We start from the raw sequence: 23,516 nt of genomic DNA on the forward strand, positions 1-23,516 counted from the left end.
ACGCCGGACACTGGTCCGCATGGTCCCCGGTACTGCCGACCCCCCGCGCCGCGGCGCGACCTCCTTCCACCTCCGCCCCCGGAGCGGCTGGCTGAACGACCCGAACGGCATGGTGTGCCGGGACGGGCGGTGGCACGTCTTCTTCCAGCACAACCCGGACGCCCCGCAGCACGACGCGATCGCCTGGGGGCACAGCAGCAGCACCGACCTGGTGAGCTGGCAGGATCACCCGGTCGCGTTCTCCCCGACGCCGGGCGGGCCGGACAGCGGCGGCTGCTGGTCCGGCGTCCTCGTCGCCGGGCCGGAGGGCCCGGCGGCGGTCTACACCGGCGTCACCGGGTCGGCCCACGGCAGCACGGTATGCCTACGCCATGGCTCGGGCGACGACCTCGACGAGTGGTCCGGACCGGTCGTGGTCGCCTCGCAGCCCGAGGTCGACGGGGTGGCCGAGATGCGTGATCCCTTCGTCTTCACGCACCGGGGTCATCGCTTCGCGCTGCTGGGCGCCGGTCGGCGTGACGGCACGGCTGCGATCCTGCTCTACTCCTGCGACGACCTGGACGACTGGGAGTACCTCGGGGTCTGGCTGACACCGTCCGACCTCCCGACCGGTGCGGCACAGCCGGCGGACGTGTGGGAGTGCCCGCAGCTCTGGGTCCAGGGTGATAGGGCCGCGCTGGTGCTCTCGTTGCACGACCGCGGCGTGCTCGGCGATGTCGTCGTCTGCACGGGGCGGATGGGCGACGCCGGAGGCCGGCCCGTGCTCGTCCCGGAGCAGGTGTCCGTGCTGGACACCGGCAACGCCTTCTACGCACCGCAGCTCGCCTCCGACGGTCGGGAGGGCGCCTGGCTCATGGGGTGGGTGCGCGAGGACGGGCAGGACCCCGCCGTGCGGGACCACGCCGGGTGCCTCACCCTGCCGCGGCGGCTGCTCCTGGACGGGTCGGAGGCGCGGCTGGTGCTGGATCCCGCGGTGCGGGACGGGCTCGAGCTCGGTCCGCCGGTGGACGAAGAGCTCCCGGACACAGCGGTGATCGCGGTCGGAGCCGCGGGGGCCGAGCTCAGCCACCCTCGGCTCGGGAGGCACCATCTCGCCGCGGGGACCCTGGTCGCCGTCGACGCGGACGTCGTGGAGGTCTACCCGGCCACCGGCGCGCCGGCGACCTTCCGGCACGACCTGCCCTGGCGGGTCGCAGGCGACGCGCAGGTCAGGGAGGTCCTGCTCAGGCGGTCGACGCCCACCGGTTGAGCACCCGCTGCAGCTCGTCGACGTGCCAGCGGGGCACATACGCGACGGTGACGTGCTGCCCGTGCCGGACGTGCGCGCTGGCCTGGCCGGGCAGGCAGACGGCGTCGAAGATCCAGGGCAGCACCTCCGGGTCGGCCAGGTCATGGTCCAGCCGGGGGTGCAGCTCGCGGGTGACCCGACCCAGCCGGAAGCGCACCACCCACCGGTTGCGGGCCGGGTCCTGGCTGCCGCGGACCTCGCTCAGCTCGGAGGTGGATCCGGCGGTGGCGGCCAGGCTCCGCACGAGGTCGGGGTAGGAGTCCGGCCCGACGACGTGCTCCAGGTCCACGATGGTGACCTGGGGGTGGTGGGTCAGGCTGCCGTCGGGTGCGCGGGCCAGGCAGTGCATGGCCGCGACGTACGGGTGCTGCCGCAGCGCCTGCGCGGCCTCACGGTCCTGGGCGATGTCGGCCGCCGTCACCCCGTCCTGGGCGCTCAGGCCGAGCCGCTCGAGGGTGGCGAGCTGGTCTCTGGCCGAGGGCCGTGAGGCCGGGGTGACCAGCGCCGTGGCATCCGGGCTGCCGTCGCTGTGGCGGGCGAAGACCTCCGAGAGGTTCATGCTGCCGAGTCTGCCACCGGCCCCGGCGCTTCACAACGGCACGCGGTCGCCGCCCAGGGGACCGTCAGGCGACCCGCGTCCGGGGTGCGTTCTCGGCGGTCTTGCCGGCGTCCTTCTCCGCGACCCCGCCGATGACGTCGTCGATCTTGGCCATGAGGTCTGCGTCGAGCGTGACCCCGGCGGCCTTGACGTTGTCCTCCACCTGGGACGGCTTGGAGGCCCCGACCAGGGCGGCCGCGACGTTGGGGTTCTGCAGCACCCAGGCGACGGCGAGCTGCGGCATGGTCAGCCCTGCCTCCTGCGCCAGCGGCTTCAGACCCTGCACCGCGGTCAGCACGTCCTCGCGCATGAAGCCCTGCATGCCGCGGCCCATGGACTCGTCCGCGGCGCGGCCATCGGTCGGCGCCTCGCCGGGGAGGTACTTGCCGGACAGCACGCCCTGCGCCATCGGGCTCCAGACGATCTGGGAGATGCCGAGCTCCTCGCAGGTGGGCACGACCTCGGGCTCGATGACCCGCCACAGCATGGAGTACTGCGGCTGGGAGGAGATGAGCTGGATGCCGAGGTCCTGCGCGAGGGCGTGCCCGGCGCGGATCTGGTCGGCGGTCCACTCGCTGACACCGATGTAGAGCGCCTTGCCCTGGCGGACGACGTCGGCGAAGGCCTGCATCGTCTCCTCCAACGGCGTCTCGGTGTCGTAGCGGTGGGCCTGGTAGAGGTCGACGTAGTCGGTCTGCAGCCGGGTCAGGCTCCCGTTGATCGACTCCATGATGTGCTTGCGGGACAGCCCGGTGTCGTTCTTGCCGCCCGGGCCGGTGGGCCAGTAGACCTTGGTGAAGACCTCCAGGCTCTCCCGCCGCTCACCCTTGAGGGCCTCGCCGAGCACGGTCTCCGCCTTGGTGTTGGCATACACGTCGGCGGTGTCGAAGGTGCTGATCCCGGCGTCGAGGGCGGCGCGGACGCACTGGTGGGCGACGTCGTTCTCGACCTGGCTGCCGTGCGTCAGCCAGTTGCCGTAGGTGATCTCGCTGATCTTGAGCCCGCTGTTGCCGAGGTATCGAAAGTCCATGACTGCACCGTATGCCTCGCCCCGGACGGACCTCGGTGCCGGGTGGTCATCGCGGGCGATCGCCGTCCATCCACGCGCCACGTGATACCGGGGGAGGACCCCACGGCCGCGAGGTGGGGCCCGGCGGCTGACGCGGGAGGTGGTGGGGCGGCCGCATCGTCAGGGGTATGACTCTCACCCAGCTCCTGCTCGACGTCGTCGTCGTCCTCGGGGTCGTGCTCATGACCCTTCTCGCCATCGTCCCGGTGTGGCTGGAGGCCGCAGCTCAGCCCTCCCCGAAGGACAGCCGGAAGACCACCTCGCCGATGCCCTCGTCGGCGATGTTCTCGATGATGCCGTTGGAGGTGAAGCCCAGGTGACGGTGCCAGGCCTGCGGCTCCGGCTCGTCGGTCTGCGAGGAGCTCAGCAGCGCGACGTAGCCCTGCCCCTTGAGCCGGGCCACGAGGTCGTCCACGAGCACCCGGGACAGCCCGCGGCCACGGGCGTCCTCCTGCAGCACGATGAGACTCAGGAAGGGGACCGTGGCCCAGAGGATCGTGTAGTGCAGCAGCCCGACGACCGCCCCGTCCACCTCGACGACGAGCACCTCCTCGTTGCCGATGAGCCGGGTCCAGGCGCTCTCCCTGGGCCACTCGTCCAGGCGGCGCAGGTCGGGCAGGTCGGCCGTGGTGGCAGGACGGACGGTCGCGGTGGCGGGCATGGCAGGTCCTCGGGTCGCAGCGGGCGGTCGCCGCAACCCTAGGCAGACCCAGGGTTCCAGCCAACCGGATTGCCGCCCCCTGCCTGACTCACCCGCAGAAGTTGTTCTTCTGCCGCGATGCATCACCGCAGACGAACAACTTCTGGGTATGAGTGGGTGGTCCGGCGCCGACCGGCCGTCGGGAATCGGTGACGACGCCCCGGCGTTGAGGTGGACCCACCACGAGGAGGACCGTGGCCGCTCCCGCCCTGCCTGCCCTGCCCGCCCAGCACCGACGACTCACCGACCTGGGTCTGGACCTGCCCGACCTGCCGGCCGACCTGACCGGCGACCTGCTCGTCGTCCATCCGCGCCTCGTCCCGGTGGCGGCCCTCGTGCCGCTCCTGCGTCGCGGGGAGCGGCCGGGCTTCGTCGTGACGGACCTCACCGACCTCGCCGAGTTCGGTCCGGCGCCGGGGGTCGAGGTGCCGGACGCCGACCTCTACGCGGTGCGGTCGCCCGAGCGCGGCGACGGCTACGCCAACCTCAGCCCGGACGAGGTGGACCCGAAGATCAGGGCCCGTGGCCGTGACCTGATGACCGCCTCGGAGGGTGTCTGCTGGGCGCTCCAGGAGCCCGGGGCGATCGAGCGCAACCACTGCTTCATGACGACCGGGTCCCGCAGGCCGAAGGCGTCGGGGAGATGCCTGGACGCGCGGGTCCCGGCGCTGTGGATCAGCAACGGCACCGGGCGGGACGGGCGCGACCGCGCCGACGCCCCCAAGCTCGGCTGGTGCTGGGCCGGCAACCGGCACACCTGGCTCGGCATCGCCTCGGTGGGCGGCCGCTCCTAGGTCACCGGGCCGGCAGCTGCTCCGGCAGGCCGGCGTGCTCGAAGGCGGACTCGTCGAAGAAGCCGACGACCCCCTGCACCTCACCGTCCCGGATATCGACCACGCACAGCTGGAACTGGCGGTATGCGCCGTCCGCGTCGCGCAGGTACATCCCGACCGCCGGCTGCCCGTTGGCCACGACCGGCACCATCCGCAGGTCGCCCGAGGCCTTGGCGGGGCACTGGTGCCCGATGAGGGACGCGATGTCCTCGGGGCCGAGGTAGAAGCGGTCGAAGGGCGGCATCTGCCAGGTCGCCTGGTCGGTCATCACCCCGACCACGGCCGGGATGTCGTAGCGCTCGAAGGCGTCGCAGAAGGCGGTGAAGACCTCGCGGTCGGCGGCGGTCAGCTCGCTCACCCGGCGCCCGGCGCGAGTCAGCCCCTCACCGATCGTCGCGCGGGAGCGCTGCAGCGCCGAGTTGACCGAGGCCACCGTCGTCTCCAGCGCGGTCGCGGTCTCGGCCGCCGAGAGCTGCAGCACGTCCCGCAGCACCAGCACCGCCCGCTGCAGCGGCGGCAGGTCCTGCAGCGCCGCGACGAAGGCGAGCTGGGTCGCCTCCGCGACCTCCGTCGCCTCGGCGGGATCCACCGGCACGGCGTCCCGACCCCAGACCAGCTGGTCCGGCAGCGGCTCCAGCCAGTCGCGGGACCGGTCCTCGACCACGGGCTCGCGCGGGTCACCGGGCGGGCCGCCGAGGCCGCTGGGCAGCGGCCGGCGGCCCTGCTGCTTGAGCGCGGTCAGGCAGGCGTTCGTGGCGATGGTGTACATCCACGTCCGTACCGAGGACCGCCCCTCGAAGCGGTGGTAGGCCTTCCAGGCGCGCAGGTAGGTCTCCTGCACCAGGTCCTCGGCCTCGCTGGCCGACCCCAGCATGCGGTAGCAGTGCGCGATCAGCTCCCCCCGCAACGGCGCCGTGGTCTCCTCGAAGTCTGCTCGTGGGGCGTCCACCTGCGTGCTCATGCCGTCTCCCTCGTCGCAGCGTCCCGGTCCATCCACATCACTTCCCAGACGTGGCCGTCCAGGTCCGCGTAGGTCCTGCCGTACATCATGCCGTGATCCACCCTCCTGATGTCGGTCCCGCCCGCCGCGACCGCCCGGTCGACCACCGCGTCGACGGCCTGCCTGCTGGCGGCCGACAGACAGAGCAGCGCCTCCACGGTGCCCGGCTCGGCGACGGTGGAGTCGTGGAAGCTGGCGAAGGCGTCCCGGTCCAGGAGCATCGCGTGCAGCGTCGGGCCGAGCTCGAGGCACAGCGCGGAGGCGTCGCAGAAGTCGGTGTTGAAGCTGTAGCCCACCTCGGTGAAGAAGGTGCGGGACCGCTCCAGGTCCTGCACCGGGAGGTTGACGAACATCAGCTGGTGCATGGCGGCTTCTCCTCGGACGGGGGTGTCGTGCTCGGGCTCGTGCGGGGTCAGACCAGGTCGAGAGCGCCGACTCATCGGTGATATGATGTATGCATCATGCAACTATCTGAGGAGCTGGCCCGGACCTTCACCGCCATGGGCCGTCTGCTGCGCGACCGGGAGGGGTTGCTGTCCCCCAGCGAGCTCGAGGTGCTGGCCCGGCTCGCCGGACGCGAGTGCACCCGCTCGCGCGACCTGGCGCGCGTCGAGGGCCTGGACCCCTCGACGATGAGCCGGCGCCTGGCCTCGCTCGCGGAGCGGGGCCTCGTGGAGCGGCACCCCGACCCGGACGACCGTCGGGCCCAGGTGCTCGGTCTCACCGAGGAGGGACGCGCCCTGCTCGCGGCCGAGCGGGCCCGGCGGGTCACCCTCATCACCGACACGTTGTCCGACTGGCCGGAGCAGGACCTGGACCAGCTCGCCACCCTGCTCGGACGCCTCGCCGACTCGATCGACACGGCCCGCGACGGGCATACCGGGACCAGGTCCGCCTCATGAGCGTGACCCGCAGCACCCCTGACAGCACCACGACCGCACCGAGGAGCTCGATGGCCACCGCCACACCCGCCGCGCCCACCACCACCCAGGGCACCGGCAGCGCACCCTTCCGCCTGGACCGGGAGCACAAGATCGTCTTCGCCAGCCTGATGCTGGGGATGTTCGTCGCGTCGATCAGCCAGACCATCGTCGGGCCGGCGCTGCCGCAGATCGTCGCCGACCTCGGCGGGATGGCGCACTACTCCTGGGTGGCGACGGCCGCCATGCTCGTCTCCGCGGTGGTGGTGCCCGTCGTCGGCAAGCTCTCCGACCTCTACGGTCGCAAGACGTTCTACCTGGCCGGCCTGGTGATCTTCATGGTCGGCTCGGTCGTCTCCGGGCTCGCCGGCAGCTTCTGGGTGCTGGTCGCCGGTCGCGCGATCCAGGGCGCCGGGATGGGCACCCTCATGCCGCTGTCCCAGACGATCATCGGCGACATCATCCCGGCCCGGCAGCGGGGGAAGTACCAGGGCCTCATGGGCGCCGTCTTCGGCGTGACCTCGGTGGCCGGCCCGCTCGCCGGCGGGTTGATCACCGACCACCTCGGCTGGCGCTGGCTGTTCTTCACCATCCTGCCGATCGGCCTGCTCGCCCTGGCGTTCGTCGCCCGCTACATGCACCTGCCGCACCAGCGGCGCGAGGCGAAGATCGACGTCGCCGGGATCATCACCCTGTCGATCGCCATGGTGTCGATCCTGCTCGCCACGAGCTGGGGCGGGACGACCTACCCCTGGGTCTCGGCCCAGGTGCTCGGGCTGTATGCCGTGGGTCTGGTCGGCGCGCTCGCCTTCGTGGCCGTCGAGCTGCGGGCGCAGGAGCCGCTGCTGCCGCTGCGCCTCTTCCGCAGCAGCGTCTTCAGCTGGTCCAACGTCGCCGGGCTGGGCGTGGCGATGGTGATGTTCGGGTCGATCATCTACATCCCGGTCTTCGCCCAGGGCGTGCTCGGCGTGGACGCCACCCAGTCCGGCCTCATCCTCATGCCGATGATGCTCGGGCTGATCGTCATGGGCATCCTCACCGGGCTGCTCGTGACCAGGACCGGCCACTACAAGCCGTTCATGCTCACCGGCATCGCGGTCATGGCGCTCGGGGTCTTCCTGCTGACGCGGCTCTCGGAGACCTCCAGCGCCTGGGCGCTCTTCGGGTCGATGGCGGTCGTCGGTGTCGGCCTCGGCATGGCGATGCAGCTCTACACCCTCGTGGTGCAGAACGTCGTCGCCCGTCGCGACCTCGGCGTCGCCACCGCCACCACCCAGTTCAGCCGCAACATCGGCTCGACGGTGGGGATCGCGGTCTACGGCTCGATCATGACCGGCGGCCTCGGCGCCGCGGTCGCCTCGCACCTCCCGGCCTCGATGCGGGACCAGGCGGCGCAGCAGGCCAGCGGCCTGGACGTCGGCTCGGTGCTGGACCCCTCCTCGCTCGGCAACGTGCCGCCGGTGGTCGAGGAGGCGCTGCGGGCCGGGCTCGCCGACCAGCTGCACGACGCCTTCATGGTCGGGCTGCCGATCCTCGCGCTCGTCTTCGTCGCCACGGCGATGATCCGGCACGTGCCGCTGCGGGAGACCCTCGAGGACGCCCCGGTCGACCGGGGCTGAGCGGCTCGCCCGTCAGCCGGGGACCGCGCGGGTGAACCGACCGGTCTCCAGCCAGTGGGCCAGCCGGTCGCCGGTGACCTGCAGGTATGCCGCGGCGTCCGCGCGGAAGGCCGCGGTCGTGCTGGCGAGCAGGGCGTTGGCGAGGAGCAGCTGCCGGGAGGCGACCATCGCCTCGAAGTCCTCGTCGGCGACGACGGGGAACGGGCGGGTCGCGGCATACCCCTCGCGCATCGCCTGCTCCGGGGCCGGATCGGCGTCGCGCAGGTAGAAGGCGGAGATCGCCAGGTCCAGCACCGGCGGCCCGAGGCCGCTGTCGTCGAAGTCGAAGACCGCCAGCCGCCCCTCGTGCCACTTGAGGTTGCCCCCGTGCAGGTCGGCGTGCAGCGGCACGGCCGGCGACGCCCGGCCCACGCGGTCGAAGGCGTCGGTGCACCGGGCCCTCGCGGTGCGCACGAGGGGGCCGAGGCGTCGATCGTCGGCGCAGGCCGCCGTGAGCAGGTCGGGATCGCCGAAGAGGGGGTCGTCGAAGACGGGCAGCCGGGCCGCGACCGCCGAGCCCCAGTCCTCGGCGTGCCGGTGCAGGGCGGCGGTGAGCGCCCCCAGCGCGCGGCACTGCTCGAGCGTGCCGATCGTGCCGAGGTCCGCACCGGGCAGCCACCCGCTCGCCGTGACCAGCACGTCGCGTCCCAGCTCGGCGGACCGGACCTGCGCCAGGTAGCCGCCCCGCACCGTCGGCACCGGGTCGGGCGCCAGCACCTCGGTCTGCGTCGCGAGCGCGTGCTGCCACTCCTGCTGCGCCTGGATCGCCTCGGGGGAGCTGACCGAGTTGGTGTTGACGCGCAGCGCCACGGTGCGCTGCTCGGTCTCCAGCCGGAAGGTCGTGTTGTAGCCGTGCAGGGCCAGCTCGATCCCGGTCGGCACCAGGGCGAACTGCCCGGCCGCCTCGAGGGCGATCGCCCGCAGCAGCTCGGTCTGGGACAGCTCGTCGAGGTCGTGGTATGCCGTGGGCATGGCTCAGCCTCGCACGTCTCCGCCCCGGAGGCTCCGGAGTAGGGTCCGACCATGCTCGGCGACCTGCACCTCCCGACCGCGGTGCTGGTGCTCGCGCTGGTGGGCGTCGTCCACCTGCTGCTGTGGTGGCGTCGGCGCCGGACCGCCCGGGGCTTCCTGTCCGAGACCGACCAGCTGACCTACGAGACGCTGCGCTCCGGCGCGCAGGCCGGGCGCAGCCTCCGGGCCGGACTCACCGAGGACTACGCCGAGCCCGCCGCCCGGCACCTGCGGATGATGCTCGGCGGCACTGCCCTGGCCATCTGCGACAGCCAGGAGGCGCTCGCCTGGTCCGGGCTCGGCGAGCACCACCGGGAGCAGGCGGCCGCGCACGCCGGCAGGGTGCTGAGCAGCGGTGACGTGGCCGTGCTCACCCGGGCTGACCTGCCGTGCGACACCCCCGAGTGCCCGGTGCGCGCCGGCGTGGTCGCCCCGCTCGTGGTGGACGACCGCGTCATCGGTGCGCTTGCGGCATACTCACCGCGTCCCTCGGCGGGGCTGGCCCGGGCGACCGAGCAGCTCGCGACCTGGGTCAGCGGGCAGCTCGAGCTGGGCGAGCTGGACCGGGAGCGGACCCGGGCGATGGAGGCCGAGCTGCGCAGCCTGCGCGCCCAGATCAGCCCGCACTTCATCTACAACTCGCTGGGCGCCATCGCCTCCTTCGTGCGCACCGACCCGGACCGGGCGCGCGAGCTGCTGCTCGAGTTCGCCGACTTCACCCGCTATGCGCTCCGCCGGGGCGGCGCGTTCACGACGCTCGCCGACGAGCTGCGCAACATCGAGCGCTACCTGGTGCTGGAGCAGGCGCGCTTCGGTGAGCGGCTCCGGGTCCACCTGCTCATCGCGCCCGAGGTGCTCCCGGTGGCCGTGCCCTACCTGGCGGTCCAGCCGCTCGTGGAGAACGCGGTGCGGCACGGGCTGGCCGGCAAGGAGAGCGTCGGCACGGTCACGATCACCGGGACCGACCTCGGCGACCTGGCCGAGATCGCGATCGAGGACGACGGCGTCGGCTCCGACCCCGAGCTCGTGCGGCGCGCGCTGGACGGCGACGTCGGCGCACAGCCGGGCGAGTCGGCCGGCGTCGGGATGGGCCTGGGCAACGTCGACGCCCGGCTGCGCCAGGTCTACGGCGACGACCACGGGCTGGTCGTCGAGACCGCTCCGGGGCTGGGCACGAAGGTGACCTTCCGGGTGCCGAAGTACGCCCCCGGCGTGCACCCGGACCGCTGATCCCCGCCCGTACGATGACCCCCATGCGCGCCCTCGTCGTCGACGACGAACCGCCTGCCCTGTCCGAGCTGAGCTATCTGCTCGAGCAGGACGGGCGGTTCGCCCGGGTGCATGCGGTGTCCTCGGGCACCGACGCGCTGCGGGCGCTGGAGGCCGGCGAGGTCGACGTCGTCTTCTCCGACATCTCGATGCCGGGCCTGGACGGCATGGAGCTGGCCCGGGTGATCAACCAGTTCGCCCGGCCGCCGCTGGTCGTCTTCGTCACCGCGCACGAGGAGCACGCCGTGGACGCCTTCGCGGTGCAGGCGGTGGACTACGTCATGAAGCCGGTGCCCGCGGCCCGGCTGTCCCAGGCGGTCGACCGGGTCGTCGCGGGCCTGGCGCAGCGCACCGCGGCGGCCGGGCCGCCCGAGCAACCGGAACGTCCCGGAGGTGCGCCCAGCCCGGAGGGTGCCGAGGAGCGGATCGCGGTCGAGCTGGGTGGCATCACCCGCTTCGTCCAGCGCTCGTCGGTCCGCTACGTCCAGGCGCAGGGCGACTACGTGCGGATCTTCACCGGAGCCGCCTCGCACCTGCTGCGCGTGCCGCTGACCACCCTGGAGAGCCGGTGGGCGGACGCCGGCTTCGTCCGGATCCACCGGTCGACCCTGGTCAACCTCGCCCATGTCGGGCAGGTGCGCCAGGGCCAGGGCCGGTTGGCGCTCCGGCTGCTGCCCGACGGCCCGGAGCTGCCCGTCGCGCGCCGGCACGCCAAGGCGGTCCGGGAGCGCGTGCTCGGACCCGGCGGATGAGCCTCCCGCACGAGGCGCGGGTGCGGGTGACGTCCTCGCGGCGCGGCGCCACCGCCGCGCGGCGCCGGCCGCTGGCGACCTCCCTGGTCGAGCAGACCGGCGCCGGCGAGCTCTACCTGCGCGGCCTGCTGCGCGCCCAGCTGCGGCTCTCGCTCATCGTGCTGGCCGGCCTCGCCGTGGTGCTCGGAGGCATACCCGTCCTGTATGCCGTGCTGCCGGCCGCGCGGTCGGTCCAGGTCGCGGGCGTGCCCGTCGTCTGGCCGGTGCTGGCGGTGCTGGTCTATCCCGTCTTCGTGGGCGTCGCCGCGTGGTACACCCGCGCCGCCACCCGGGTCGAGCGTCGGCTGTCCGCCGCCGCCAGGGAGCGGTGAGCGGTGGCCGCCAACCTCGCCGGTGGGGCGGTGCTGCTGGTCTGCCTGGTGACCGTCGCGCTGAGCGCCTTCGCGCTGCGGCTCTCCCGTCGCACCAGCGACTTCTACGTGGCCGGGCGGGCGGTGTCGCCGCAGCGCAACGCGGCCGCGATCGGCGGCGAGTACCTCTCCGCGGCGAGCTTCCTCGGCGTCGCCGGGCTGATCTACGACCAGGGCGTCGACGCCCTGTGGTACCCGATCGGCTACACCGTGGGATACCTCGTGCTACTCGTGCTGGTGGCCGCCCCGCTGCGCCGCTCCGGGGCATACACCCTGCCCGACTTCGCCGAGGCCCGCCTGGAGTCGCGCCTGGTGCGCCACCTGTGCTCGGTGCTGGTCGTCGTCATCGGGTGGCTCTACCTCGTGCCCCAGCTGCAGGGTGCCGGCTTCACGCTGCGGCTGGTGTCCGGGGCGCCGCTCTGGGTCGGGCCGGTGGTCGTCGTGCTCGTCGTCGTGCTCTCCGTCGCCGCGGGCGGGATGCGGTCGATCACCCTGGTGCAGGCCGTGCAGTACTGGATCAAGCTCTCCGCGCTCGCGATCCCCGCGGGCGTGCTGCTCGCGGTCTGGTGGGGCAGCCAGGCTCCGGGGCTGCAGGTGACCGACGCGTGGGTGCTGCCCGGCAGCGGACCGACCGGTGGCGGGCACTCGCTCTACCGCACCCTGTCGCTGGTCATGGCGCTCGCGCTCGGGACGATGGGGCTGCCCCACGTCGTCGTGCGCTACTACACGAACCCCGACGGCACGGGGGCGCGCCGCACGACGGTGCGGGTCCTCGTGCTGCTGGGCCTGTTCTACGTCGTGACGGTGGTGTATGCCGTGCTCGGCCGGGCCTACCTGCCCACGCCGGGGGCGGGGGTGCGGCCGGACACGGTGGTGCTCCGACTGCCCGCCGAGGTGGTGCCGGGGCTGGCGGCGGAGGTGCTGCTGGCGGCGCTCGCGGGCGGGGCCTTCGCGGCCTTCCTGTCCACCTCGTCGGGGCTGGCGCTCGCGGTCACCGGCGTGCTCAATCAGGACGTGGTGCGACCGGTGCTGGCCCGGGTGGTCCCGGGTGACGCCTCCGAGGTGGCGGGCTTCCGGATCGCTGCGGTCGTGGCCGTGCTCGTCCCCGTCGCCGGGGTGGGCTCCTTCCCCGAGGTGCCGCTCGCGGCCTTCGTGACGCTCGCCTTCGTCATCGCGGCCTCGACCTTCTTCCCGCTGCTGGCGCTCGGGGTGTGGTGGCCCCGGCTGTCCGTGCAGGGCGCCACCGCCGGCCTGGTGACGGGAGCGTTGTTCGCCACCGCCGCGGTCGCCAGCACCGTGCTCACCGACCGGCCCGACGGCTGGCCGGCCGCCCTGCTGGCCCAGCCCGCCGCCTGGATCGTGCCGCTCGTCGGCACGGTCATGGTCGGGGTCTCCCTGCTCACCCCGACCGGCATCCCCCGGGGTGCCGCCCGCACGCTGGTGCGGCTGCACACCCCGGAGGACATCACCGGCTAGGTCGGGGTCTCAGAGGTGGCTGGTGATCTCCGCGTCGTCACGGAGCTGGCCGACCAGCTCGTCCGTCGCGGCGGCCTGCTGCTCCGAGCGCAGCTGCTCGGCGATCTGCTCCTTGACCTCGTCGTAGGGCGGCAGCTCCGGCTGACCCGGTGCGGCGGTCGCCCCGGCGTCGTCGCCACCACCTGATGCCTGCTCCTGCTGGGCGACCAGGTCGTCGTAGTAGGAGCGCATCTCCTCCTCGGTCGGGTCCTCGACCTGCGCCTCCTCCTCCACGAAGGCCTGGATCGCCAGCTGGTTCCTGGCCTCGGTGCGGGCCGTCTCCTCGTCCATGCCCTGCTCCTCGAGCACGGACAGGAACTCCTCGACCGACCCGAGCCCGTTGCCGGTCGCCAGCTCCTCCAGCAGGCCGTCCACGTCCTCGTCGGAGGGCTCGTGGCCGGCCTCCTCGGCCGCCTGCCGCAGCAGCACGCTGTCCACGACGGAGTCGAGGGTGTCGGCCTGGAGCTGCTCGGCGTCCAGCTCCTCGCCGCTCATCTGGGCCTGGCTCGATGCACTGGCGAACTGTCCCTCGTAGTAGGCGGCGAAGTCGTCCTTGGGGACGTCCTCCCCGTTGACCGTCGCCACGGGGTCGGGCACGCCGCTGAGATCCGGCTCCGGCATCGCGTCGGGCGCGGGGGCGGGCTGGCTGCTCGAGGCGGCGTCGTCCTGGGACGCCGAGCTGCTCGCGGCGTCGGTCTCGCCGCTGCTGCACGCGGTGAGCCCCACGAGGCTCAGGGTCAGGCCCGCTGCTGCGAGCCACTTCTGCACGGACATCGTCCTTCTCCCTGATCGGGTGCGGGTGTGCAAGCCGCGGAAACTAGCACGCCCGCGTGGGTGCTCTCCCCGGAATTCTCCCAGGTTCCACCCAGGTCCACTGGCTGGCGAGCACGGCGGGAAGTCGAGAGGCGGCGGTTCGGGGACCAGCCAGCCGCTCCACCCCCGAATTCGACTACTGGTTTCGTCGCCATGGCGAACAAACGAGAGGTCGAATTCCGGCCAAGGTGGCAACCGTGCGGTCGGTCGACGCATACCGTGCGGTCGGTCGGGTGTGGGAGGGCGACCCGCCGGTCGCGCGCGGACGACCGCTCGTCGCACGATCCCCACCCCCGGTCCGACCGGACCTGCGCCACCGGGGTGGGGCACGGCATACTCGTGGGCGACCCCGAGCGCGAGGAGCATCGATGTCCGACGAGGGACTGTCCAACCTGCTGCACGAGGAGCGCACCTTCGCCCCGAGCGAGGAGTTCGCCGCCCAGGCCAACGGCACCGCCGAGCTGTTCGAACGGGCCGAGGCCGACCGGGAAGGGTTCTGGGCCGAGCAGGCGCGCAGCTACCTGGACTGGGAGACCGACTTCGACCAGGTGCTGGACTGGTCCGAGGCGCCCTTCGCCAAGTGGTTCGTCGGCGGACGGCTGAACGCCTGCGTCAACGCGGTCGACCGGCACGTCGAGGCCGGTCACGGTGACCGGGTGGCGATCCACTGGGTCGGCGAGCCCGAGGACGACACCCGTGACATCACCTATGCCGAGCTCCACGCCCAGGTGCAGAAGGCCGCCAACGCGCTGGCCGACCTCGGGGTGGGCGAGGGCGACACGGTCGCGATCTACCTCCCGATGATCCCGGAGGCCGCCATCGCGATGCTGGCCTGCGCCCGCCTCGGCGCCCCGCACTCGGTCGTCTTCGGCGGGTTCTCCTCCGACGCCCTGCGCAGCCGGATCGCCGACGCTGACAGCAAGGTCGTCATCACCGCGGACGGCGGCTACCGGCGCGGCAAGCCGTCCGGCCTGAAGTCGGTCGTCGACGGGGCGGTCGACGGCGACTCGCCGGTCGAGAAGGTGCTCGTGGTGCAGCGCACCGAGCAGGACGTGGACTGGACCGAGGGTCGCGACCTCTGGTGGCACGAGGCGCTGGACGCCGCCGACGACACCCACGAGGCGCAGGCCTTCGACGCCGAGCACCCCCTGTTCATCCTCTACACCTCGGGCACCACCGGGAAGCCCAAGGGCATCTTCCACGCGACCGGTGGCTACCTGCTGCAGACGGCATACACCTCGCACGTCGTGCACGACATCCACCCCGACACCGACGTCTACTGGTGCACCGCCGACGTCGGCTGGGTCACCGGGCACTCCTACATCGTCTACGGCCCGATGACGCTGGGGGCGACCCAGGTGATGTATGAGGGCACGCCGGACACCCCGCACCAGGGCCGGTTCTGGGAGATTGTCCAGGACAAGAAGGTGACGATCCTCTACACCGCTCCCACCGCGATCCGGACCTTCATGAAGTGGGGCAAGGAGATCCCGGAGAAGTTCGACCTCACCAGCCTCAAGCTGCTCGGGTCTGTCGGTGAGCCGATCAACCCCGAGGCGTGGATGTGGTACCGCGAGGTCATCGGCGGCGGCAGCTGCCCGATCGTCGACACCTGGTGGCAGACGGAGACCGGCGGCATCATGATCTCGCCGATCCCCGGCGTGACCGAGACCCGGCCCGGCTCGGCGCAGCACCCCATCCCCGGCATCAACGCGGTCGTCGTCGACGACAGCGGGAAGCCGGTGGAGAAGGGCTCCGGCGGCTACCTCGTCGTCACCGACCCCTGGCCCTCCATGCTGCGCGGGATCTGGGGCGACCCGGAGCGCTACAAGGAGACCTACTGGAGCCGGTTCGACGACATGTACTTCGCCGGTGACGGCGCCAAGCTCGACGAGGACGGCAACATCTGGGTCCTCGGCCGTGTCGACGACGTGATGAACGTCTCCGGGCACCGCATGTCCACCGCCGAGATCGAGTCGGCGCTGGTCAGCCACCCGAAGGTGGCCGAGGCCGCGGTCGTCGGCGCGGCGGACGAGACGACCGGGCAGGCCATCTGCGCCTTCGTCATCCTGCGTGGCGATGCCGCCCAGGAGGCCGACGAGGACGGTGAGGGCGAGGGGCTGGTCGCCGAGCTGCGCCAGCACGTGGCCAAGGAGATCGGGGCCATCGCCAAGCCGCGCCAGATCATGGTGGTGCCGGAGCTGCCGAAGACCCGCTCGGGCAAGATCATGCGTCGCCTGCTCAAGGACGTCGCAGAGCACCGCGAGGTCGGCGACGTCACCACGCTCGCCGACTCCTCGGTCATGGACCTCATCACCCAGGGGATGAACGAGGGCTGACCTCACGGCCGACGACAGGCCGAGGCCGAACGGCTCAGGTACGCACGTGCGTACCTGAGCCGTTCGCGTCGGGCGCGTCGCCGGGACGAAGGGGGTGGTCTCAGCGGCTCTCCCACGCGTCCGGCTGCTGCAGCAGGCCGCTGACGGCGGGGGAGAACTCGCCCTCCCGCAGCTGCGCCAGCGAGGTCCCGTCCAGGACCTCGCGGAGCGCGGCGCGGGTGGCGACCCACAGGGTGGGCAGGTGCTCCGCCTCTCCGCCGTATGCCGTGTCGTGCGGTCGCAGGCCCCGCACCTCGGCGAGCGGCCCGTCGACGGCGCGGATGATGTCGCCGATCCCGATCTCGCCCGCCGGCCGGGCCAGGAGGTAGCCACCGCCGGCCCCGCGGCGCGAGGTGACCAGGCCGGCGCGGCGCAGGTCGCCGACGATCGCCTCGAGAAATTTCACCGGGAGGTCCTGCGCCTGGGCCAGCCGGTCCACCGAGACCGGTGCCCCGGACGCGGTCCCGACCCCGGAGGCCCGTGACCCCGACCCCTCGTCTCCCTCTGCCGCCGCGGCCAGCGTGAGCATGGCCCGGACGGCGTAGTCGGTGCGCGCCGAGATGTCCACGGACCCAGTCTCTCGCACCGGGCGGGCATACCGACCCCGCAGCCCCGGCGACCCGCGGAGACCGGCGCTTGACATTTATCCTAGTGATCCCACAGGATAAACCGGAAATGTAGGGAACCTTCTCCGTGAAAGGTGCACCATGCGCCAGCTCATCCTGCTCGCCCTCGTCGGTCTCGCCGCCCAGCTCGTGGACGGTGGGCTGGGCATGGCCTACGGCGTCACCACGACGACGCTGCTCCTCGTCCTCGGCACCAACCCCGCCGCCGCGTCGGCCACGGTCCACCTGGCCGAGATCGGCACGACCCTGGCCTCGGGCGTCTCCCACTGGAAGTTCGGCAACGTCAACTGGCAGGTCGTCCTCCGGGTGGGCGTGCCCGGGGCCGTCGGCGCCTTCGCCGGAGCCACCGTCCTCAGCAACCTGGACACCGAGATCGCCAAGCCGATCACCGCGGGCATCCTGCTGGCGCTGGGCATCTACCTCCTCGTCCGGTTCACCCGCAGCGGCGTGCGCACGGACCGCCTCGGCCAGCCGTTGCGCCGTCGCTTCCTCGCCCCGCTCGGTCTCTTCGCGGGCTTCCTCGACGCCACCGGAGGAGGCGGCTGGGGGCCGGTCGGCACGCCGGCGCTGCTGGCGAGCGGCCGGATGGAGCCGCGCAAGGTCGTGGGCTCGATCGACGCCTCGGAGTTCCTCGTGGCGCTCGCCGCCAGCCTGGGCTTCCTCTTCGCCCTCGGCAGCCAGGGGATCAACTTCTCCTGGGTGGTCGCGCTGCTCGTCGGCGGCGTCATCGCCGCGCCCATCGCCGCCTGGCTGGTGCGGATCGTCCCGCCCCGGATCCTCGGCGTGGCCGTCGGTGGCCTCATCATCCTCACCAACACCCGCACCCTGCTGCGCACCGACTTCGTGGCGGCGGGCGAGCCCGCGAGCTCGATCACGTATGCCCTCATCGTCGCGGTCTGGCTGGGTGCCCTGAGCTACGTGATCGCGGCTCACCGGGTCAGTCGGAAGGGCGCAGATGGCGCCACGGCCGACTCAACCGGAACTCCCGTCCGCTGACCTCGGTCACCGTGATCGCCACGACGTTGAACTTCTCCGTGCCCACCCACGGGCGGAGGCGTAGCTGGTCCGCGTCGCGCGCGTCGGCACCGTCGAGCAGGCTCGCCGTGCCGCGTACGATGACGCTCCAGGCGCTCTCCGCGTCGTCGTCCACCTGGTCGATCTCGAAGGCCACGTCGGAGTCCATGACGACGCCGAGCAACTTCGATCCCTCCGCTGTGCGGAAGACTATCCGTCCGTGGTCGACGGCGTAGTTGACGGGGGTCAGATGCACCTCGTCGGTCAGGTGGTAGGCCAGCCGGCCGAGCTCGTGCTCGGCCAGGCGGTCCCAACACTCCTGCTCGGAGAGGGTGGTGGTCGGTGAGTCGTTCATCGTCATCTCCTGACCGGGCTCTGGCCACGTAACTACAGATTGTAGTATAGCCGCTCCTCGAGCGTCGCCGTCAGCCGAAGGCGCGCTCGAAGGCGCCCTGCAGCTGGGTGAGGGCGAGCCAGGCGAAGAGCAGGGCGCAGATGCCCATGAGGATGTTGACGACCAGACCGTTGCGCCACTCCGACGGGGTGCGGTCGGTGTTGAGGATCCACAGCAGCGTCACCGCGAGGAACGGCATGAAGAACGCGCCGAGCACGCCGTAGGCCAGGATCAGCCAGACCGGCTGCCCCACGAAGAGCATGATCATCGGCGGGAAGGTCAGCCACAGGATGTAGGCCTTGTACCAGGTGCCGCCGAGGCGCACGCTCGGGTCGTCCTTGGGCAGCTTGCGCGCGTGGCCGACGAAGTCGGCGAACATCATCGAGACGCCGTTCCACACGCCGACGAGCGAGGACATGGCCGCCGACCAGAAGCCCACGAGGAAGATCGTGCCGGCCCAGGAGCCATACCGGTCGCCGAGGACGCGGGAGAGGTCGAGCAGGCCCTCGTCGCCCGTCTCGACCGCGATCCCGGCGGAGTAGAGCAGCTCGGCGCCGACGATGAGGGTCGAGATGACGAAGATGCCGGTCACGGTATAGGCGACGGTGTTGTCCAGCCGCATGACCCGCATGTGCCCCGGGGTGGTCCAGCCCTTCTCCCGGATCCAGTAGCCGTAGGCGGCCAGCGTGATGGTGCCGCCGACACCGCCCGCGACGGACAGCACGTTGATCAGCCCACCCTCCGGGATGCGGGGGACCAGGCCGGTGATGAGCTCGGGGATGTTGGGCAGGGTGAGCAGGGCGGCCAGGAACATCGTCACGAACATCACGCCGACGAGCGCGGCGCAGACCTTCTCGAAGAAGGCATACCGGCCGAACCACACCAGGGCTGCTCCGACCAGGCCGGACAGGATGCCCCACCACGTTACCGACAGCGCGGGGAAGAGGCTCGCCAGCGGCAGCCCGGTGCCGGCCATCGCGGCGGCGCCGTAGACGAAGCCCCAGATGACGATGTAGGGCGCGAAGTACCACGTCGTCCAGCGGCCCAGGGTGGCCCAGCCCTCGTAGATCGTGTTGCCGGTGGCGAGGGAGTAGCGGCCGGCGCCCTCGACGAGCACGACCTTCATCAGGCAGCCGACGACGACCGCCCAGAGCAGGGCATACCCGAACCTCTGGCCGGCGATGACGGTGGCGACGAGGTCGGCGGCGCCGACACCGGTCGCGGCGACGATGAGGCCGGGGCCGACCAGCTTCCAGCCGGGGCGTGACGCGGGGGCGGTCTGGGACGGCGTTGTCATGGCCCCAGTTCTACACCAGGGGTGGGCCTCACCCCTCGCGGATGGTCATCTTCGCGATCTTGTCGCCCTCGACGTCGAAGGTGAAGCGGGACCGGCCGTTGGCATGGGTCGAGCGCCAGTCCCCGACGACGGTCACCTGGCCGTCCGCCTCCTGGACCTCCTCGACCGTGAGCGTGCCCTGGGCGCCGATGAACTCGTCGTCGCTCCACCCCTTGATCTCCTCGCGGCCGGTGAAGGTGCGGCCCCAGTCGTCGACCGCGCCGCCCTCGGTGAAGGCGCCGAGGAAGCCCTCCTCGTCGTGCGCGTTGACCACCTCGATGAAGGAGGCGACGGGCTCGGGCGGGGTCTGGTCGGCCATGGCGGGTCCTCTCGTCGGCTGCGGTGCCGGCCTCGCACCCTGCCACGGATCGGACGCGCGTGTCAGGGTGAGGTATGCGCGTGCAGCAGCTGTGGAGATATCCGGTCAAGTCCTTCGCCGGGGAGGCGGTGGAGACCTCGACCGTCGAGCCCTGGGGGCTGGAGGGTGACCGGCGCTGGGGGGTGGTCGGCCCGGACGGCTTCCCGGTCACGGCGCGGGAGTGTCACGAGCTGCTGGGTCTGACCGCGTCCCAGGTGGACGAGGAGACGATCCGGCTGACCGCGCGCGACGGTGCCTCGATCCTCGTCGAGACGCCCCTCGGGGTGCCGGTGGTGCCGGTCGGGCACTCGCGCCAGGGGTTCGCCCCGCCGGCCGACCAGGACGTGAGCGAGTGGATCTCGGAGCAGGTGGGGCGGGAGCTGCGGCTGGTGTGGCAGGAGGACCCGACCGTGCGGCGGATCTCCGGCGCGCACGGCGGGGAGGAGGGGGAGTCGCTCTCGCTGGCGGACACCGGGCCGGTCCTGCTCACGAGCGAGGCCTCCCTCACGCGGCTCGGCGACTGGATCCTCGAGGGCGGGGCCGAGCCGGTGCCGATGGGAAGGTTCCGGCCCAACGTCGTGGTCGACGGGGAGGAGCCGTTCGCCGAGGACGGGTGGGCGTTCGTGACCATCGGTGGCGTGCGCTACCGGCGCACCGAGCTGTGCGACCGCTGCGTCATGACGCAGATCGACGGCGAGACGCTGCAGACCGGCATGGAGCCCATCCGCACCCTCGCGCAGCACCGCAGGTGGGACGGGACGACGTGGTTCGGCATCCGGCTGGTGCCGGTCGGGCTGGACGGGGGATCGGGGCAGGTCGCGGTCGGCGACGAGGTGGTCGCCGAGGAGGGGTGACCGGCCGGGGGGTGCCCCGGACCTCGTGCAGGTGCCGCTCAGCCGCCGATGTCCTCCCAGGTGGTCAGGCAGAAGACGTGGTCCACCGGGTCCCGGAAGACGAGGCAGTGCTCGGCGTTCGGCTGCTCGTCCTCGCGTCGGGCGCCGCAGGCGAGTGCGTGCCGCTCGCCCTCGACGAGGTCGCCGACGTAGAAGTCCAGGTGGATCCGCAACGGGCTGTCCCCTCCTGGCCAGGTCGGCGGCCGGTAGTCGCTCACGGTCTGGAAGTCGATCCGGCCACCAGGCCCGTCCACGACCGCCCACGCCGGGATCGACGTGGTCACCTCCCCGCCGGTGAGGTCGGCGTAGAACCGGGCCAGGGATCGCGCGTCGGGGCAGTGCAGCGTCGGCGAGGACAGTCTGGGCAGGGAGGCGTCGACCTGGGCTTGCGTCATGGGGGTATGACGACGACCGGCGGCCGAACTCATCGGTGGCACGTCGACGCCCGCGTCCGTGCTCAGCCGTGGCCGACGTGGGCGTCGTTCAGTTTGTTGAGCAGGCGCTCCAGCTCGGTGCGCTCGGTCTCGTCGAGGACGCTGAAGTAGTCGCTGTGCGACCCGCGCAGCTCGGACTGCAGCCCGTCCCAGGCCCGCCGGCCCTCCGGCGTGAGGGTGAGGACGACGCGTCGTCGGTCTGCGGTGTCGGCCTCGCTGCTCAGCCAGCCCCGCTCCCGCAGCCTGCCCACGGTGGCACCGGCGTTGCGGGCGTCGATGGCGAGCTGACGTGCCAGCTCGACCTGGCTCGCCGACCCGTCGACGAGGACGGCCAGTGCCGCGAACTCGGCGTTGGTCATACCGCGGGAACGCAGGAACCCGCCCCACGCGGCCTCGGTGCGCCGCCCCACGGTCGCGAGGAGGAAGCCGGCCCGTCGGCGGAAGCTCAAGCCTGGTGCATTAGACATGATTTATGTAGAATAGCAGCATGGCTGCGACCCCAGAGATCCAGGACCTGACCGCCACCCTCGACCGGCACCGCGGCTTCCTGCTGCAGACGTCGGACGGGCTCACCGAGGAGCAGGCGCGGACGGCGAGCACGGTCAGCGCCCTCACCATCGCCTCGATCCTCAAGCACGTGGCCGACACCGAGGAGCAGTGGATGCAGTTCGCCCTGCACGGTGCGGAGGCCTTCGGGCAGGTCTACAACCAGGACGTGGACTGGGGTGCCGTCGATGCCGCGGCGGGCGGAGACGACTGGGGCGAGTGGGAGGACGACCGCTTCGTCCTCAGCGACGACGAGACCCTGCCGGTCCTGCGGCAGCGGGTCCTGGACGTGGGCGCCGAGACGACGCGCATCCTCGGCACGGCCGACCTCGACCTGACCCACCCGCTGCCCGAGGCGCCGTGGTTCGAGGAGGGCGCGGCGTGGTCGGTGCGCCGGGTGGCGATGCACATGCTCGCCGAGATCTCGCAGCACGCCGGCCACGCCGACATCATCCGGGAGGCCGTCGACGGCCAACGGACGATGGGCTGAGCTGGCGGTGCGGTCACGGGTCACCGGGCCGCAGTCCTTCGGCCTCTTCGTCAACTGACCGCCGGTATGTCAACTGGCAGCCTCCTCGAGGGGGCTGCCAGGTGACATACCGGCTGGAAGACGGCCGACCAACCCTGCCCACCCGTGGCACTGAGGCCGGCAGGTCACGGAGCCGGCGTCATGACCTCGACCCGGTTGCCGAAGCCGTCCCGGCAGTGGAAGCGCTCGTAGCCGGTGAAGGTGGTGCGCTCGGACCAGTCGACCTCGAAGCCGGCACGCCCCAGCCGATCCGCCACCGCCTCCAGCGAGTCGTGGTCGCCCACGAGGAGGCCGGGGTGCGCCTTCCTGGCCGGCGTGAGGGGGTCGTCGACGCCGAGATGGATCTCGCACGTGATGATGCCGTCCTCGACGTGGCGGAACCAGCACCCTCCGCGCCCCGCCAGCGCGGGCGGCTTCTCGACCTCGGTCATCCCGAGCCCGTGGGCGTAGAAGCGGCGGGCCTCGTCCTCCTGGCCGGCGGGCATCGAGATCTGGACATGGTGCAGATGCATGGATCCTCCGAGGTGTCTTGATGCCAAGATACTCGGCCGCTTCACCACCTGGGCGCCGAGCGGGTCGTGCCTGGTCCGTCCACCGCCGCCGGGCGACGGCGCCTCACAGCGGCCCCAGGACCTCCTGGGCGTCGGCGTCGAGGTCGAGCGTGTCCAGGATGCCGAGGAGGGCCCGCTCCTCGAACCGGAAGTGCGACTCCATGATCGCGGCCAGCCCTTCCAGATGCCGGTCCAGCTCCTCGGGCGTGGCCGACCCGTCGACGGCGTCGCCCAGACCGGTGAGCAGGTAGCCGATCATCGAGTGGTCCTGGCTGAGCTTGGCGAGGGTGTCGCGCAGCTCCGGGTGTCGCTCGGCGATGGCCGGGAACAGCATGCGGTCCTCACCCTCGTGATGCCCCGTGAGCGCCGCGCAGAAGCCACGGCAGAAGAGGAGGAGCTCGCGCGCCTGCTCCGGGGTGCGGGGAGCCTCGCCCGCCTCCCGGGTCACACGGAGCGCCTCGCGGAGCCGGTCGTGGACCGCCCGGAGCTCCCGGCCCCAGGCGACCATCCGCTCCTTCTCGTCCTCCAGCATGCTGCGGATCACCCTAATGGGGGTGCAGGTCTCACTCTCGACTCGTGCGGGTTGGTGGGAGGCTTGTGGCCGAGCCGTCGGCCGGTGAA

27 protein-coding genes are annotated in these 23,516 nt (G+C 72.1%); 12 read left to right on the plus strand and 15 right to left on the minus strand.

Translation table 11 applies throughout. From position 1 onward, the window contains the following. Positions 1-19 precede the first annotated feature (19 nt). Complete coding sequence (locus tag FXF60_RS14515) at positions 20-1,249, plus strand: glycoside hydrolase family 32 protein (RefSeq protein WP_151526692.1); 1,230 nt, start codon at positions 20-22, stop codon at positions 1,247-1,249. On the opposite strand, the gene FXF60_RS14520 is transcribed toward FXF60_RS14515, so the two are convergent. The 3 genes from FXF60_RS14520 to FXF60_RS14530 form a co-directional block, all read right to left on the minus strand. Next, entirely contained in the window at positions 1,224-1,847 is a 624-nt protein-coding gene (locus FXF60_RS14520) for a hypothetical protein (RefSeq protein ID WP_151526693.1), read from the minus strand. The genes FXF60_RS14515 and FXF60_RS14520 overlap by 26 nt on opposite strands. 64 nt (positions 1,848-1,911) lie before the next feature. Further along, the gene (locus tag FXF60_RS14525; RefSeq protein ID WP_151526694.1) at positions 1,912-2,916 is read right to left on the minus strand and encodes an aldo/keto reductase family protein; all 1,005 of its coding nucleotides are present in this window, start codon (positions 2,914-2,916) and stop codon (positions 1,912-1,914) included. A gap of 265 nt (positions 2,917-3,181) precedes the next feature. Next, the gene (locus FXF60_RS14530; protein WP_192796762.1) at positions 3,182-3,616 is read right to left on the minus strand and encodes a GNAT family N-acetyltransferase; all 435 of its coding nucleotides are present in this window, start codon (positions 3,614-3,616) and stop codon (positions 3,182-3,184) included. A 233-nt stretch (positions 3,617-3,849) separates the two neighbouring features. Here FXF60_RS14530 and FXF60_RS14535 point away from each other — a divergent pair, with 233 nt between their 5' ends. Then, a complete protein-coding gene (locus FXF60_RS14535; protein WP_151526696.1) occupies positions 3,850-4,449 on the plus strand; it encodes a DUF5701 family protein in 600 nt (199 codons plus the stop codon). Position 4,450: 1 nt separating this feature from the next. Here the strand turns inward: FXF60_RS14535 and FXF60_RS14540 are convergent, their stop codons facing one another. Together FXF60_RS14540 and FXF60_RS14545 are read right to left on the minus strand one after the other, a co-directional pair. Beyond that, positions 4,451-5,449, minus strand: a complete 999-nt coding sequence (locus FXF60_RS14540; protein WP_151526697.1) for a sigma-70 family RNA polymerase sigma factor — start codon at positions 5,447-5,449, stop codon at positions 4,451-4,453. Further along, the gene (locus FXF60_RS14545) at positions 5,446-5,928 is read right to left on the minus strand and encodes a VOC family protein (protein ID WP_202879651.1); all 483 of its coding nucleotides are present in this window, start codon (positions 5,926-5,928) and stop codon (positions 5,446-5,448) included. The genes FXF60_RS14540 and FXF60_RS14545 overlap by 4 nt, the downstream gene beginning before the upstream one ends. 21 nt (positions 5,929-5,949) lie before the next feature. Between FXF60_RS14545 and FXF60_RS14550 the strand changes: the two genes are divergently transcribed. Together FXF60_RS14550 and FXF60_RS14555 are read left to right on the plus strand one after the other, a co-directional pair. Further along, on the plus strand, positions 5,950-6,390 hold the full coding sequence (locus FXF60_RS14550; RefSeq protein ID WP_151526699.1) for a MarR family winged helix-turn-helix transcriptional regulator: 441 nt from the start codon (positions 5,950-5,952) through the stop codon (positions 6,388-6,390). A 50-nt stretch (positions 6,391-6,440) separates the two neighbouring features. Further along, the gene (locus tag FXF60_RS14555) at positions 6,441-8,027 is read left to right on the plus strand and encodes an MDR family MFS transporter (RefSeq protein WP_151526700.1); all 1,587 of its coding nucleotides are present in this window, start codon (positions 6,441-6,443) and stop codon (positions 8,025-8,027) included. Between the two features lie 12 nt (positions 8,028-8,039). On the opposite strand, the gene FXF60_RS14560 is transcribed toward FXF60_RS14555, so the two are convergent. Then, positions 8,040-9,038, minus strand: a complete 999-nt coding sequence (locus tag FXF60_RS14560; RefSeq protein WP_151526701.1) for a phosphotransferase enzyme family protein — start codon at positions 9,036-9,038, stop codon at positions 8,040-8,042. Between the two features lie 51 nt (positions 9,039-9,089). Here FXF60_RS14560 and FXF60_RS14565 point away from each other — a divergent pair, with 51 nt between their 5' ends. Genes FXF60_RS14565 through FXF60_RS14580 form a run of 4 tightly spaced genes read left to right on the plus strand, consistent with a single transcriptional unit; the run spans position 9,090 to position 12,984 of the window. Next, positions 9,090-10,307 (plus strand): histidine kinase, encoded by a 1,218-nt coding sequence (locus tag FXF60_RS14565; RefSeq protein WP_151526702.1) that lies wholly within the window; start codon positions 9,090-9,092, stop codon positions 10,305-10,307. A 23-nt stretch (positions 10,308-10,330) separates the two neighbouring features. Continuing rightward, the gene (locus FXF60_RS14570) at positions 10,331-11,098 is read left to right on the plus strand and encodes a LytR/AlgR family response regulator transcription factor (protein WP_151526703.1); all 768 of its coding nucleotides are present in this window, start codon (positions 10,331-10,333) and stop codon (positions 11,096-11,098) included. Next, positions 11,095-11,469, plus strand: a complete 375-nt coding sequence (locus tag FXF60_RS14575; protein WP_151526704.1) for a DUF485 domain-containing protein — start codon at positions 11,095-11,097, stop codon at positions 11,467-11,469. Before FXF60_RS14570 ends, FXF60_RS14575 begins: the two co-directional genes overlap by 4 nt. 3 nt (positions 11,470-11,472) lie before the next feature. After that, on the plus strand, positions 11,473-12,984 hold the full coding sequence (locus FXF60_RS14580) for a sodium/solute symporter (RefSeq protein ID WP_151526705.1): 1,512 nt from the start codon (positions 11,473-11,475) through the stop codon (positions 12,982-12,984). Between the two features lie 9 nt (positions 12,985-12,993). Here FXF60_RS14580 and FXF60_RS14585 read toward each other — a convergent pair whose 3' ends face one another. Further along, positions 12,994-13,797 carry a SurA N-terminal domain-containing protein gene (locus FXF60_RS14585; RefSeq protein ID WP_192796763.1) on the minus strand — a complete coding sequence of 268 codons (804 nt, stop codon included), beginning with the start codon at positions 13,795-13,797 and terminating at the stop codon, positions 12,994-12,996. Between the two features lie 407 nt (positions 13,798-14,204). On the opposite strand from FXF60_RS14585, the gene acs reads away from it, so the two are divergent. Beyond that, positions 14,205-16,175: an acetate--CoA ligase gene (acs, locus tag FXF60_RS14590; protein WP_151526707.1), complete on the plus strand. Its 1,971-nt coding sequence runs from the start codon at positions 14,205-14,207 to the stop codon at positions 16,173-16,175. A gap of 100 nt (positions 16,176-16,275) precedes the next feature. Here the strand turns inward: acs and FXF60_RS14595 are convergent, their stop codons facing one another. Continuing rightward, on the minus strand, positions 16,276-16,782 hold the full coding sequence (locus tag FXF60_RS14595; protein ID WP_151526708.1) for an RrF2 family transcriptional regulator: 507 nt from the start codon (positions 16,780-16,782) through the stop codon (positions 16,276-16,278). Between the two features lie 139 nt (positions 16,783-16,921). Here FXF60_RS14595 and FXF60_RS14600 point away from each other — a divergent pair, with 139 nt between their 5' ends. Further along, entirely contained in the window at positions 16,922-17,836 is a 915-nt protein-coding gene (locus tag FXF60_RS14600) for a sulfite exporter TauE/SafE family protein (protein WP_151526709.1), read from the plus strand. Here FXF60_RS14600 and FXF60_RS14605 read toward each other — a convergent pair. From FXF60_RS14605 to FXF60_RS14615, 3 genes are all read right to left on the minus strand, one after another. After that, positions 17,778-18,209 carry a pyridoxamine 5'-phosphate oxidase family protein gene (locus tag FXF60_RS14605; RefSeq protein ID WP_151526710.1) on the minus strand — a complete coding sequence of 144 codons (432 nt, stop codon included), beginning with the start codon at positions 18,207-18,209 and terminating at the stop codon, positions 17,778-17,780. The genes FXF60_RS14600 and FXF60_RS14605 overlap by 59 nt on opposite strands. Before the next feature lie 70 nt (positions 18,210-18,279). Then, positions 18,280-19,545, minus strand: a complete 1,266-nt coding sequence (locus FXF60_RS14610; protein WP_151526711.1) for an Nramp family divalent metal transporter — start codon at positions 19,543-19,545, stop codon at positions 18,280-18,282. 28 nt (positions 19,546-19,573) lie between these two features. Further along, positions 19,574-19,903, minus strand: a complete 330-nt coding sequence (locus tag FXF60_RS14615; protein ID WP_151526712.1) for a nuclear transport factor 2 family protein — start codon at positions 19,901-19,903, stop codon at positions 19,574-19,576. Between the two features lie 74 nt (positions 19,904-19,977). Here FXF60_RS14615 and FXF60_RS14620 point away from each other — a divergent pair, with 74 nt between their 5' ends. Beyond that, positions 19,978-20,796 (plus strand): MOSC domain-containing protein, encoded by an 819-nt coding sequence (locus FXF60_RS14620; protein ID WP_151526713.1) that lies wholly within the window; start codon positions 19,978-19,980, stop codon positions 20,794-20,796. 38 nt (positions 20,797-20,834) lie between these two features. Here FXF60_RS14620 and FXF60_RS14625 read toward each other — a convergent pair whose 3' ends face one another. Then, entirely contained in the window at positions 20,835-21,230 is a 396-nt protein-coding gene (locus FXF60_RS14625; protein WP_151526714.1) for a VOC family protein, read from the minus strand. A gap of 62 nt (positions 21,231-21,292) precedes the next feature. Continuing rightward, on the minus strand, positions 21,293-21,718 hold the full coding sequence (locus tag FXF60_RS14630) for a MarR family winged helix-turn-helix transcriptional regulator (protein WP_202879652.1): 426 nt from the start codon (positions 21,716-21,718) through the stop codon (positions 21,293-21,295). A gap of 38 nt (positions 21,719-21,756) precedes the next feature. Between FXF60_RS14630 and FXF60_RS14635 the strand changes: the two genes are divergently transcribed. Then, complete coding sequence (locus tag FXF60_RS14635; RefSeq protein ID WP_151526716.1) at positions 21,757-22,305, plus strand: DinB family protein; 549 nt, start codon at positions 21,757-21,759, stop codon at positions 22,303-22,305. A 164-nt stretch (positions 22,306-22,469) separates the two neighbouring features. Here FXF60_RS14635 and FXF60_RS14640 read toward each other — a convergent pair whose 3' ends face one another. Together FXF60_RS14640 and FXF60_RS14645 are read right to left on the minus strand one after the other, a co-directional pair. Beyond that, entirely contained in the window at positions 22,470-22,856 is a 387-nt protein-coding gene (locus FXF60_RS14640) for a VOC family protein (RefSeq protein ID WP_151526717.1), read from the minus strand. Positions 22,857-22,959: 103 nt separating this feature from the next. Next, the gene (locus FXF60_RS14645) at positions 22,960-23,427 is read right to left on the minus strand and encodes a hemerythrin domain-containing protein (protein WP_151526718.1); all 468 of its coding nucleotides are present in this window, start codon (positions 23,425-23,427) and stop codon (positions 22,960-22,962) included. Positions 23,428-23,516 lie beyond the last annotated feature (89 nt).

It is taken from the genome of Serinicoccus kebangsaanensis (assembly GCF_008919445.1).
GTDB lineage: Bacteria > Actinomycetota > Actinomycetes > Actinomycetales > Dermatophilaceae > Ornithinicoccus > Ornithinicoccus kebangsaanensis.